General features: G+C 55.6%; 11 protein-coding genes. 4 read left to right on the plus strand and 7 right to left on the minus strand.

The annotated features are described in order from the left end of the window. Positions 1-24 precede the first annotated feature (24 nt). Together H567_RS0109185 and H567_RS24010 are read left to right on the plus strand one after the other, a co-directional pair. Positions 25-1587: a glycosyltransferase family protein gene (locus tag H567_RS0109185; protein WP_153306112.1), complete on the plus strand. Its 1563-nt coding sequence runs from the start codon at positions 25-27 to the stop codon at positions 1585-1587. Positions 1588-1917: 330 nt separating this feature from the next. Beyond that, positions 1918-2820: a C1 family peptidase gene (locus tag H567_RS24010; protein ID WP_028321180.1), complete on the plus strand. Its 903-nt coding sequence runs from the start codon at positions 1918-1920 to the stop codon at positions 2818-2820. Between the two features lie 41 nt (positions 2821-2861). Here the strand turns inward: H567_RS24010 and H567_RS24015 are convergent, their stop codons facing one another. Further along, entirely contained in the window at positions 2862-3752 is an 891-nt protein-coding gene (locus H567_RS24015; RefSeq protein WP_035253847.1) for an SDR family oxidoreductase, read from the minus strand. A 335-nt stretch (positions 3753-4087) separates the two neighbouring features. On the opposite strand from H567_RS24015, the gene H567_RS0109200 reads away from it, so the two are divergent. After that, complete coding sequence (locus H567_RS0109200; RefSeq protein ID WP_028321181.1) at positions 4088-5401, plus strand: condensation domain-containing protein; 1314 nt, start codon at positions 4088-4090, stop codon at positions 5399-5401. A 66-nt stretch (positions 5402-5467) separates the two neighbouring features. Here H567_RS0109200 and H567_RS0109205 read toward each other — a convergent pair whose 3' ends face one another. Next, positions 5468-7372, minus strand: a complete 1905-nt coding sequence (locus H567_RS0109205) for a hypothetical protein (protein WP_028321182.1) — start codon at positions 7370-7372, stop codon at positions 5468-5470. Positions 7373-7570: 198 nt separating this feature from the next. On the opposite strand from H567_RS0109205, the gene H567_RS24020 reads away from it, so the two are divergent. Next, entirely contained in the window at positions 7571-8752 is a 1182-nt protein-coding gene (locus tag H567_RS24020; RefSeq protein ID WP_035253851.1) for a sulfotransferase, read from the plus strand. Between the two features lie 51 nt (positions 8753-8803). On the opposite strand, the gene H567_RS27835 is transcribed toward H567_RS24020, so the two are convergent. The 5 genes from H567_RS27835 to H567_RS29305 all read right to left on the minus strand — a co-directional run. Next, positions 8804-9628, minus strand: coding sequence for a class I SAM-dependent methyltransferase (locus tag H567_RS27835; RefSeq protein ID WP_161626588.1), 825 nt, complete (start codon positions 9626-9628; stop codon positions 8804-8806). Between the two features lie 154 nt (positions 9629-9782). Continuing rightward, positions 9783-10655 (minus strand): SDR family oxidoreductase, encoded by an 873-nt coding sequence (locus H567_RS0109220; protein WP_028321183.1) that lies wholly within the window; start codon positions 10653-10655, stop codon positions 9783-9785. After that, positions 10648-11475, minus strand: a complete 828-nt coding sequence (locus H567_RS24035) for an enoyl-ACP reductase FabI (RefSeq protein WP_084517081.1) — start codon at positions 11473-11475, stop codon at positions 10648-10650. Before H567_RS24035 ends, H567_RS0109220 begins: the two co-directional genes overlap by 8 nt. 147 nt (positions 11476-11622) lie before the next feature. Next, a complete protein-coding gene (locus tag H567_RS0109230) occupies positions 11623-12420 on the minus strand; it encodes a formyltransferase family protein (protein ID WP_028321184.1) in 798 nt (265 codons plus the stop codon). A gap of 55 nt (positions 12421-12475) precedes the next feature. Then, positions 12476-12774 (minus strand): hypothetical protein (locus tag H567_RS29305; protein WP_208598355.1); only part of this gene is annotated, 299 nt, incomplete at its 5' end.

The raw sequence follows: 12774 nt of genomic DNA on the forward strand, positions 1-12774 counted from the left end.
CTCGATAATATCACCAAAGGTTTCTTGATCGACAACTATTGCTTTCAGGACGGCTGGACGCCTCCCTTTCTTTCCCATTTCACTCTCCATTATTTCAGACCGGTCTTTGTCTTCTCTCTGCTCCTGGATCATGCTCTTTGGGGATTCAATGCCTGGGGGTACCATCTGACCAATATCCTGCTCCATCTCATGGTTGCAGGATCCCTGTTCGGTGTTCTGCGCGAGTGGCTCCCGTCCCAAGACACCATGGCCCTTTCTGGAGCGGCTTTTTATGGACTCATGCCCTATCACGGCATGAGCGTGGCATGGATTTCCGGACGAACCGAAATACTGGCGGCGCTGGGAATGATGGTTTCCCTGTGGACATTTCTTCGATTCAGCCGCAGTCACAGGGTCACCCCGTATGTTCTTTCGTTGACGGCTGGCCTTTTCGGACTGCTGTCCAAGGAGACAGCCGTGGTTTTGCCGCTCCTGCTGACCGCGGCATGGAAATTCCGCTTCAACCAGCGCCGCTTTTCATTTCTTTGGCTTGTGCCCCACTATCTTCTCCTGATCCCCTATTTGACGGCCCGCGCCATGATCCTGGATGGATTTCCGGTTCCTCCGTCATCCATCTATTATCATAGCCTCGATGACCCGGGCTTTGCCCTGTGGGCCTTCGCAAAGGCGACAGCGGTATTTTATGATTTGTTTTTGCACATGCCTCTTGTTTTCCCAACCGAAATGATCCTTGAGCAAAGGCCTTTCATCCTGGCGATTCTCGCTGGGGGGGCGATCGCGCTGGTTCTGAAGATGTCGTTCATCATTCGCCGCCACCCGGATAACCGGGTTCGACGCACAGCCTTGTTTGCCCTGTGTTGGGCGGTTCTTCCCATGCTGCCGACTGCACCGATTCTGATTGCGCCTATCTATTTCTACTTTTCTCTGGCCGGCGTAACGCTGTTTTACCTCACGCTATGGGAATGTCTTTCAAGGCCAGGACATGTCCTCGATCCATTCCACGGCAAGCGGCGCAAGCGCCTCACCTACGGCTTGCTGATCAGTTTCGCAATTGCACTCCAAATCGGGAACGGGCTCTACTTATCGGGGTCCCTGCATGCAAAACGGCTGCTCAATCAGATAGCCGACGCGGTACGCTCCTATCCCCCGGCGCAAAAGGTCTATCTGATCGATTCTCCGTTCATCTCCGGTCCATCCAAGGCTGGATTCGAGCTGCTCTGGCCCCAGCATCCTTTCAAATTGTATTTTCTTTCCGTACACCCCCAAGAATGGCGCAGGACCGGGGCGCCTTCCCGCATACGCCAATTAGACCCTTACACCCTTGAAATCACCGCTGTTGACCGCCCCTATGCCGCTGTGGGCGGGGCCTTCGCCATGGGAATCACTGAACGAAGCACCATCCAGCCCGGCGCCGTTTTCAAAACGGATGATTACTCGATTACCTTGACTGAAGTCACAGCATCTGGACCACGCGGGCTTCGGGGCGTAAAACAGTTCGTTTTTCGTTTCGAAACGGCGATCAAAAGCCCTGGCAGACTGTTTTTCTTCTATCGGGACGGGTCCTTTCACCCTTTCAACCCGTTTTGATCCGGCACCCTCGAACGGGAAGCATCGGATTTCCTTTTTGTAGAAGAAATGCTCAAACCGAAGCGGATGATTTGGCTTTGCGGGTCTTCACTTTTCCTCGAGCTTTTTTTCACACAGGATATAAAGCGATGACGACGGTCCACTAAAAAGAAGAGTGCAGGTATGCGACCATGCGAAACGACCTTTCGAAGCGATCTGGCGGGAGCCTCCTGCAGGGCTTCGATACCCGTTCAGATCTCTCCCGGCTTTCTATTGCGCTTTCTCGTAAAAGATGCAACACTTTGTTCATCATAGCAAATTCCTGATCAGATATGTTTTACGGGGGACGGAATGAGTTATAGGGAATGGAGGCTGGCCCGCTGGGCTGTCTGCGCCTTACTGATTCTCGCTGCGAGCCGGCCTGCGCTGGCCCTTGATTTATGGAGCATCCAGAATGCTATCGATTTACGGAATGCCCGCTGGAAGGCCGGCCACAATTCGATCACCGAACTCAGCATTCATGAAAGATTATCTCGGCTCGGTTTTGCCCCTGACTGGAATATGGTCGATCTTCCCCCTCTCACTGGCTTTGTGGATGCGCTCCCTGAGCGTTTCGACTGGCGGGATGCAGGAGCCGTGAGCCCTGTCAAGGATCAGGGAAATTGCGGCAGCTGCTGGGCCTTTTCGATGGTGGCCGCTCTCGAGTCCATTGCGCTCATTCAGGGGATAACGGCACCCGATTTTTCGGAGCAGTTTCTCGTTTCCTATTCCTTTCTCGATCATGGATGCATGGGCGGTTCGCTCTGGACCTCCGCTGTCTTTTTGAAACGGCTCGGGACCGTCGATGAGGACTGCATGCCATACCGCGAAAACGGCCTCAAATGGCCGCCTCCATGCCTTGAATGGTGTACGGCACGTTCAGGCACCCTCGGATGGACCGGCATCGCACATACCGTCGACGCATTGAAAGCAGCCGTCTACCAAGGACCGGTTGCTGCGGGCTTTTACGTTTACGAGGATTTCTACCATTACGAGAGCGGGGTTTACACGTATACCACCGGCGAACTGCAGGGGGGGCACGCCATCGAGATCATCGGCTGGGACGACATGGATCAATGCTTTATCGTCAAGAACAGCTGGGGTACGGAATGGGGCGAGGAAGGTTTTTTCAGAATCGGCTACTCAGAGGTCAACCATCCCGTCTTTTTTGGAATCAGTGCAATACGCATGGAGGGATTATGGACAGGTCCATGAGGGCTGCCGAAGTTCTGCCTTGCCGCTGCAGCACGATGAAATCAGCACTTCGAAGACCGTACCTTCCTTAGAAACATCTTCAAAAGCCAATCCATGGCCCGGGCGGGAACCAGCCTCGAAAGGGCTGCCACCGCATAGGCATCCGGTCCAACCAGATACCGCGTGCGGGGATGCCGTGAATTGAGGGCATGCAGAACCGCCCGCGCAGCAATCACGGGAGAAACAGCTCGCAACTCTGCTTCCTTCCAGATATACGTCATGGGTTCAGCCAATGGGGCGTAAATTTTCTGCATTTCCCCCGGCAGAGCTCTTTGAATAGCCCTGGCCTGCGCATCGATCTTCTCCCAGATCGCTGAGCTGACCGATCCCGGTTCAATCAAAGACACACGGATACCCCAAGGCCTGAGCTCACGGCGCAGGGAATCCGTCAACCCTTCCAACGCATATTTGGAGGATGCGTACGGCCCGGAAAGCGGCATCGCAAGACGGCCCAAAGCGGAGCTCACCTGCACAATTCGGCCTTTTGCTCTGCGAATAAGCGGCAGAAAGGCCTGGATGACCCGGAGCTGCCCGACCAGATTCACCTCGAAGGCCCGTCTGAATTCTTCGAGTGGGACGTATTCCACCGGTCCGGGAACACTGATCCCGGCATTGTTCACCACCGCGAAGAGGCCGTCTTTGCCCCCCAGCTGATCGGCCACGGCTACGGCCGCCTGCACCTGCTCATCGTCCGTGACATCGAGCAGGAGGGGATGGAGTCTGCGACAGTCCGTCTGCGTCTGCAGGAGCGCCTTCCGATCCGCATCCGTCCTGACCCCGGCAAGGACCGTGAAACCGCTTTCCATCAAGGCGTGCACCACACAACGTCCAATCCCGGTAGACGTCCCCGTAACAAGCACTTTTTTCCCAAAATTATTTTTTTTCGCAGACATATTCCCTATCTCCGTGTTCGCTGCCTCTCTTTCCCGACCACAGCGCTTATCTTCGCAGCAATTGCCTTGACCATCCGAGGCCGCATGCCTACCATATTTGGGCGGATTCGGTTTTCAACGGGCAACGCTGTCCCCGGCCATGATCCACCTCTTTGCGCGGAAATTTTTTGGGTGACCTTCCGGCCGGTTCGGTACGGGCTCAGGCATCCCTTGGTTTCGGCAAGGAATCCCCGTATACGGCTTGCAAGAAAGCCATGCGCAGAAACACTTTCGGCCATGACACCGATGACGAAAGCCCTCACTGATGATCTCGACCACAAAGGAACACGTTGATTATGCAGAGAAAATTGAGTCCTCTCGAGCATGCGGTATGGCTGGGAGGACAAACGCTCCCGCTGAATGAGGTCATCGTCTGGCGCGTTCACGGACATTTTTCCTCAGACCAGCTGCAAGGCGCTCTCAGAAGCCTCAGAACACAACAGCCCTTTTCAAGTGTGAGAGTCTCAGTGGACCCCGTGCTGGGTCCCTCTTTGACAAACGACGGTGTCCCCGAATTCGAAGTTCGGGAGGAGGACATCGGGCCATCCGCCGATTGGACACCCGCAGCCGAAGAAGAGTTGGAGCGCCCTTTTTCATGGGACGAAGGGCCTCTCCTGCGCTTTCGCCTGCTTCGTTCGGAAGCGTTCACGGATATCCTTCTGAGCCTTCACCATGCACTCTACGATGGGCTGTCATCTCACTACATGATGCACGAAATCATGACTCTCATGGCGGAAGGGCCGAAAAAACAAGCCGCGGCCGCTTTTCCGCCCACGTTTGACGACCTGCTACCTCCCGAAGCATCCAGACGTCTAGGGACGGTATTGAGTTTGAATGCTGTCAAACTCATTGGGCCCTTTTGCCGGCTATGGCTCCGTCCACGCCACAGAATGAATCCTTCGCCAAGCCTTCCCATCCCCGCTGGCTTGAACGAGCGTTCAACCGATACCTTTCGGGTCATCCATGGCAGCATTCCGCCCGAGAGGGCAAGCAACCTGCTTTCGGGGTGCAAGGCCAGAAAAATGTCCGTCCTTGCAGCTGCCTCTGCAGCCTGCCTGCTGGCGCTGGCAAAACGTTCCCGAGATAAAAATCTCAGAAAGTACGGATTTGCCAGTCCGGTCAACATGAGACCTTGGTTATCCCCCCCCCTGACCGGCGAGTTAGGGCTTTTCCTTTCACGCATCAACGCCCATATCTACTGCTCTCCAAATCAGGATTTCTGGCAAACCGCCAGGAAGATCAACGAAAAAATCCAACGCAGACTGGTCAAAAGCAAGCTTTTTACACTTCACCTGCTGGTGTCCGCTGTGCTCGCGGGTATACCGGATGATTATCTCGGGCCGACTCTCGCTCGCTTCGGAACTCGCCCGGCCCGATACGATTTCACCATCAGCAACGTCGGCCGTTTACCGGTAAGGGATGACTATGGTCCTTATCGCGTAAGCGCTACTTGGGGGATGGAGAACCTGTTCGCCGGCCGCCGCACGTTAGCGATCCAGAGTCTTGGCAACGCCTTGTTTTTCACGCTCTCTTTCAGGGATTTCGTGATGGACAAACAGGAGGCGTCCGCGTTGCTGTCGGACATCATTCAGCAACTCGAGGCCTGCTAAGGCGGGCCGCTGATCCTGTCCGGCCGATGTTCGGCCGACTATCCAAGAACGCTGCGGCTCCGGGCATCAATCCTCCGATGCATTCGGCCCGAAGGGAGGCGGAAGCCGAATGGTTTCACCCACACCAGGAGGAACGAAGGGAACATATCCACCCTCCCTCCACTCGAACCATCCGAAAGACTCATCCTCGAGGGGAAGCTGAAAACGGAAATGGACGATGGACGGACGGCCGTCCGGCGTCGTCTTCTTTACCTCCACAGCAAAGGCAGTGATATCGATCTGTTCTCCCGGGCGGAATGCCTGCCGGGCCATATCCATGCGCTGGAGCATATAAGCCGGACTCAGAAGAGCGCAGGAGAGGTCTCCCTCCGCGCCATCTTTGTCAGGGGTATCGAGGAAACCATGATCGGGTATAATCGCGAGGGTCCATGGATCCACTCGAGTCAATTCGATTCCATGGATGGATGGCGCCAGCACATGAGTACCGTCGGGCGCCGCTTTCCCTTGCCCCATGATGAACATAGGCAGAAGGAATCCCCCAACGGCAGCCGAAGGACCGTTGACGAATATCAACGTGCGCTCGGCCAGGCCGGCATTCAGCGGCAGTTCGTCGAAAGTCTTGTTCAGCACATTACCAAGCAGCGCAGGGCTGAGCGCGCGTAACGGCATGAGCAGCGGTGCAGCCACCATGTGACTGAAAGCGAGCAGGCAGACCATCCCTTTCAATCCCCGGGAAAACCATTTTCCATAGGACAAGAAGACCCGGCTTTGACCATCCGCCGAGACTGGCAGAAACCTAAGCTTGATCAAGGCCGAAGCATCGAGCAGGATCCGCGCCATCAAACCTGCACCGCCAAACCCCGCCATGACGAGAAGGCGGTCGAAAGGAAACGTAGTCGCGACGGGCAGGATGGACAGGATCATTCCTAGAGCGAAAAAGCGGCTGGTCCGGTCGGAACGAAGGACCGGAACGGCAAAAAGACTGAACAAACAGAGAAAAAAGACCGCAAGGAGCCAGAAAAAGAAGACGCCTTTGTCAGAGAGCAGGGTAAAAAGATCGGAGGGCAAAAAACCCAGCTCGCCGAAAAGGAGGATCGGTCCTCTTTCAAAGATCGCCTTCAAATACGCGCCCGTTTCAGTCGAAGGGTCGATGTACCAGGCCGAGCCCTTTGCGCCGAACCCCATCCCGCGATAGAAAACGAACCAGCAGATCCCTATGCCGGCGGAGGGCAGCAGGGAAAACAAACGACTTCTCCAATTCCCCCTCTCCATGAAAAACGCATAAGCCAAAAGGTATCCCCCGGCCGCTACCGCCATTTCTCCGCCTAAAAGGCCGAGTGATAAAGAGACGCAGGAGAAAACCAGAAAAGATTTCTTGCCGTTTTTCCTCCATCGGTCATGAAAAAAAACAGCAAGCAAACCAAACAGCGATGCGACCAGTGCATTGCGATTGGCAAGCCAACCCGCCGGCACACCGTGCGCGTCATCGATCGCAAAAAGCAGCCCGGCCAGCGCAGCACAGGCCCCGGAGCCAAGGATGCCCCGGTACGTCAGGGTGGCTGCCCCCACCAGCAAACCCAGCCATAACAGGCTGTGGAGATGCATCAAAGAAGGATGGTCCGGCCAGAAATGGAAATCGATCCAGTGTGTCAGCGCTGTGAGTGGCCGGAAAAAGGCCATCTTGAAGTCCTCGGATGTCCACCAGGGCAACCATCCCAGGTCCATGATTTCTTTGAGCCTGGAAGGATCGCCATCGGCAAACGAGAACATCAGGAGGGGATGGGGGGTCTGCTGAAGATACTGCTCAGGAGGATCGATTGAAAATCGGAGGACGTAATCATCCCATTGCCAACCCACCCATAAAGCACTCGCACCCAACATCACCGCCAGCAAGGCCATGAAAAGCGGTGCGCGACGGCCTCTGAGGCCGTCTTCTGCCCTTGCGTACAGGGGAACACGCTGCTTATCCATACATACAAGAATCTGCTGCACTATAAACAAAGGAAAAAGGTTCGTAACGTTCGGCGGGCGGGATGTCTCTTGTCGAAACGGTAGATATTGGCTAGGATAGACGCCATCAAAAAAGCCGTTTAGAAAAATGGCTGAACACAGCCTTGTCCGGCTCAGCCTATCCGCCCCCACACTTAATGGCCAGGAAACATCAATCAGATGAGCATGTTCCGTGTCAGAATCCTGCTTCGGGTGCTTCGCCGGCTGCGAGCCGCACCCTCTCGGGCCGCAGGACGATCCCATCGAAAAACCATCAGATTCCTGGCCGTTGACTTGCCGCTTATTTTGATCCTGGAGACCATCAACCGGATCTGCCTGATTTTCGACGAATTCTTATTCAGGGACTACCGGAATACGCCCATCGAAAAACCGGTCTTCATGGTCGGGCCACCCAGAAGCGGGACGACCTTTCTGCATCGCCTGCTCTTCAAGGACAACCGGTTCACTTCCCTGGCCCTATGGGAAATCCTTTTCGCCCCCTCCATCCTGCAGAAAAAGTTTCTTTTGGCCCTCGCCCGCATCGATAGGCGCAGGGGCAACCCTGTCTACCACCGGATTCTAGCAGCCGAAGAACGGTTTCTGTCGGGCCCCATGCATCGGACCAGCCTGTTCGACCCGGAGGAAGACGAAATGCTGCTGGTGCGAACCTTCAGCTCAGGGCACTTTCTGATCTTTTTATTTCCGTTTGAGGAGGAATTCCGCCCTCTGATCTATTTCGACACCGAACTCCCGAAGCTTGAGCGCTACCAGATCATGAACTTTTACAAACAATGCGTGCAGCGCCATATGTACGTCTTTGGCAAGGGCAAGCGGTTCTTGTCAAAAAATCCAGGTTTCAGTATAAAGATGCAATCTCTCCAACATGTTTTCACCGACGCATCATTCATTTACCTGGCGAGAACCCCTTTTGAATCCGTTCCTTCGAATCTAAGTTTATTTTACTACGTCCATCAAAAACTTCCTACAGCAACCGATGACAGGCACTTTATAGATTTCATCCTTGAACAGATGAAAAATTACTACCTTTATCCCCTCAAAAAAATGGGCAAACTGCCCAGAAATCAAAAAGCGGTTGTGCTATATGGCGATTTAATCCACAGTCCAGAGCAAACCGTTCGGGAGCTATACCGCCAGATTGAGTGGCCATTGACACCCAGTTTCGCTGAGATTCTGAAGCGGGAAACATCCAGGGCCGCATCGTTCATGAGCGAACATGAATACTCTTTAGAGCAATTCGGTCTCTCCATCAACATCATTGAGGAAAAGTTTCGGGAGATATTCGATATTTTCGGATTCGAAACACCCTTTACGGAAACACCTTCCGCCAATATGAAGACATAACGCACAGAAAGACGCGACGGTCAATATCGGTCAGTGCCCATCCGGAAATGTTCATCCACCACGGCCCGGTTTCTCTACACGGAAAATCAGCCAGGCACGCCGCTTGGCCCATCTGAATCCTGACAGGCCAGCACGCTCGAAATCCGACCTCATTCGGGACGGTTGGAAAAAGGTCGCCTCACCCCGTTTCATCAGCCTTTCCTGAAACTTGCGCTCTCCCCACCGAGGGAGGGCAATCAGCGTCCATCCCGTGAAAACCCCACCGGGGCGGAGAACCCTCGCCACCTCTCTCCACACCGGCTCAAGATCCGAAAAGAGGTGAAGGACGCCGCAGCAATTCATCAGATCCATGGTGCCGTCCCCGAAAGGGATTTCGTAAAGATCCCCACGAAGAAAAGATATGCCGCCGCAACCGCATTGCCGCGCCTTGATTCGCGCCTTGACCAGCATGGCCATAGACACATCCAGGCCGTAAACACGGGCATCCGGATAGGCCGTGCGGTAAGCCCGGGCATAATGCCCGGTCCCGGTAGCCAGATCCGCTATGGTCGCCGGCACCCGCAGGCCGGCGGCCTTCAGCACCTCTTCGACCTCCTGATCCATGCTCAACCCGGCGCCCAGGCGGGTCAAAAACCCCCGCCATACAAAAGATTCATACAATCGGGCAAACACCGGAGAGCTATTCATCTTCTGAACTCTTCTAAGTGCAGGATCCTCCATAGGCATATGCGGGGCAAAGTCGGGAATGCCGTCCACTACCGGCAATTCCCGGCTGCAGATGCTGCAGACAGCCTGGCGAACCCGATCCACAGCCGGATCGAGCAGGATCCCGCCTGTCGTCCTGCAGTGGGGGCAAACAAGATTAGCGTCTTTCACCCGACCTCCTTTTTTCCCTCCTCCGGAAGACCCCTCTACCTCCCTTTGGCAGGCTGTTAGAAAACGCCCGTTTGCGGATCGGAAGCGAAACCATCTTGCGCCTCCCGTATACAACCGGCATCCGAGGAGGAACCGAACGCTCGGCAGCCTTCCCTCATTTCCAGGATCTCGAAAACATCCATCCATCCAGCAGCCGGTCCGTCAGAAAAACCGGGCAAAACCGAGCCAGTAAGCACTGAAGCCAGGCGTCCATACCCACAAGATAGCGCGGTTTCGGACGTCTGGACTCAACGGCCCGCAGCACGACCTGCGCCACATTCTCCGGAGGCATGGCCTTTTCGCGCAGATGGGACATAAGGGCCCAAACGTTCTGCATCCTGCTCGAATAGCGCTCTTTGGCCTCCCTGGGAAGGCCTTCCTCCCAGCGTTCGGCCTCCTTCATGGACTTATCCCAAACACCCGTCTCAACGGCCCCGGGTTCTATGAGGGAAACCTGAACTCCCGAGGCATCGACTTCACGTCGAAGGGCATCCGTCGCAGCCTCCAAGGCAAACTTGGAAGCTGCGTAGGGGCCGAGAAGAGGCGGTGCCAGAAAACCGCTCGGCGATCCGATATTCACGATGCGACCACCTGTCCGGCGCAGCATCGGCAAGAAGACCTGGATGATCGCGATCTGTCCCAACACATTGACCTCCAGGATCCGCCTCAAATGCTGCAGCGGCAGGTATTCGAGCGGCCCACCCAGTACGATTCCGGCATTATTCACCACCGCCCTGATTCCGTGCGGATGCCCGGCGGACTTTTCCACCAGCCTTGCCACGCGCTCGATGTGGTCTCGGCACGTAACATCCAAAAGAATCGGTTCGACCGAACCTTTCGTCTCTCTCCCAAGACGCACCTCCGCTTCCCGGGTTCTAACCCCGGCATAAACCGGATAGCCCTTCCCGCTAAAAAGCAAGGCGCACGCTTTGCCAATGCCGCTGGATGCGCCGGTTATCAGAACGGCCCCTTTCGTGCGGTCAGACACCTTGTTCCTCTTTTTCCGATCTTCTGACGGCCTTGTGGACATCCGCAAAGGGGGCGACACAATGCATCCCCCCGTCCACTTTCAAAATCGTTCCGGTAACCCCGCTCGACAGTTCCGAGGCCAAATAGACCGCGGTTCCGCCGATGTCCTCGAGCGTAATGGCGCGCAGGAGCGGCGACCTTATCTCATAGCGATGCAGGGCTGCGGCAAAATCCTCGACGACCACCGCCGAAGGCGTGGCAATGGGGCCAGGCGATAGGGCGTTGACGCGGATTTTTTCGGGACCCAGTTCATACGCCAGATAGAGAACACTTATCTCCAAAGCGGCCTTGGCCACAGCCATCACATTGTAGCCGGGTGCCACCACCTCTCCGCCTGCATAGGTCAGGGTCATGATAGACCCGCCCCCGGAGGCTTTCATCAATGGGAAGGCTTGGCGGGTCATCGACACAAAGGAGTAGGCGCTGACATCGATGGCGGTGTGCCAGCCTTCACGCCTCAACTGAAGGAACGCTTCACCCAGATCGGCAAAATCAGCATAGGCCAGCGAGTGAACCAGGATATCGAGTCTTCCCTGATAAAGCTCACCAACCCTGGTAAAAAGCTCCTCGACCTCTTCCTCGTTTCGGACGTCGCACGGAAGAATCCCCTCCGCCTGCACGAGCGGACCAAGCTTCCTGACTCTTCGCAGGTTCCCCTCGAGGCACGTCAGTGCAATCCTTGCCCCCTGCCGATGCAAAGCCTCCGCAATCCCCCATGCAATACTGGTGCGGTTGGTAACCCCAGACACAAGGGCACGCTTGCCATCCAATAAACCCATTCAGTGGTCTCCCCTTTCTCCATGCCGTTTTTCATTGCACCATCAATGCAAACCCCTGGTGAACATCCCGGGTGGTGCAGATCACTGACGGGCTTTCCTGCCCGAAGGGTGACCCCGTAAACTCGGCAGCCGATCCTCTGGAAACGGCTATTCCCGGAAACCCGCGGGCACCGGCATTCCGTCCAGATACACCCCCCCGGCATGATCGAAGCTGAACCGCCCACGGGCAATCAACTCGATGGTGCGAGGGAAAATCCTCCAATCACCGATCTCTTTCAACCGCTCCTGATGCGCTTTTGCGACTCGACCGAGCAAAGCAGGATCTTTTCTGAGGACCTCCAGAGGTACAGGCAGTTCCACCGGCAACGGATCCGAAACCATGAGAAGCGGCCCACTGTCCACCCCTTGATCAGTCCACAGGGTGGACGCCCTCAGATGCGTCTCACCTCCCAGGATGGCATCACGAACGGCATCGTCTCCTACATACTTCCGGCAACCCTCACCGTCCAAAATGGAAAGGTCCGCTGGATGGACATTGACACATCCGCTTAAGGTGATAAAGCTCATGTAGCCTCCAAGCGCGATCAAATCGACCTCAAAGGCGGTCACGAGTCTTCTTGCCACCTGATCATAGGCCTGTCTCAGGGCCAGCCCTTCCGAGGTCCGGACGGTGCGGCGCCCTCCCCTCGAGGAATAGTAGGCACGAATATCGTAGCTCACATAGGGTAACGCATGCTCCCGGGCAATTTTCTCCCCCGCTGCAGACCCGTCGGAACGATCACTGAAAACAAAGACTACATGGTAAGGCGAACTTCCCTCTTTTTCGTGCAGTCGCTTTTCGTACTCGAGAAGGCGGCGTATGTTCGTCCCCGAACCAGACATGAAAGCGGCCACCCCCATCGGCCGCCCAGCCTTTCCGGGATCGAAGATCGGAGTCAGTACCACGGCATACCTCGTGTCCATGCGGAAATGAGGATTTTTCTTCACACGCTTCGCGTGCTCAGTCCCACCGCTTCGCGGCGGGTCCCGGCTTTGTGGATACCGATGAAATCAACTGCTTGCGCAGGGGACGAGATGTAGACCACCGCACAAGCAAACGTGCAGATTGACGCGAAGATTGCAAAAAAGACCATTTCCGGATGGAATCTATCTCGTTTCCATCCGGAAATGATTTCCCGGTAGAACCCAGTTTCCAATCCGGAAATGAGGATTTTTGGCCAATATCAAGGAAATCAAGCGTTTGCGCGGAGGCGACCTGCAGGTCGCCGCACAAGCAAACGTGCAGATTGACGCCGAGAT

Origin of the sequence: Desulfatiglans anilini DSM 4660, from assembly GCF_000422285.1 — a bacterium.
Classification (GTDB): Bacteria; Desulfobacterota; DSM-4660; order Desulfatiglandales; family Desulfatiglandaceae; genus Desulfatiglans; species Desulfatiglans anilini.

What these genes read in the sequence shown, in the direction of transcription:
- H567_RS24010 (WP_028321180.1), top strand. Translation starts at nt 1,918, where the DNA reads ATGAGTTATAGGGAATGGAGGCTGGCCCGCTGGGCTGTCTGCGCCTTA.
- H567_RS24015 (WP_035253847.1), bottom strand. Translation starts at nt 3,752, where the DNA reads ATGTCTGCGAAAAAAAATAATTTTGGGAAAAAAGTGCTTGTTACGGGG.
- H567_RS0109200 (WP_028321181.1), top strand. Translation starts at nt 4,088, where the DNA reads ATGCAGAGAAAATTGAGTCCTCTCGAGCATGCGGTATGGCTGGGAGGA.
- H567_RS0109205 (WP_028321182.1), bottom strand. Translation starts at nt 7,372, where the DNA reads ATGGATAAGCAGCGTGTTCCCCTGTACGCAAGGGCAGAAGACGGCCTC.
- H567_RS24020 (WP_035253851.1), top strand. Translation starts at nt 7,571, where the DNA reads ATGAGCATGTTCCGTGTCAGAATCCTGCTTCGGGTGCTTCGCCGGCTG.
- H567_RS24035 (WP_084517081.1), bottom strand. Translation starts at nt 11,475, where the DNA reads ATGGGTTTATTGGATGGCAAGCGTGCCCTTGTGTCTGGGGTTACCAAC.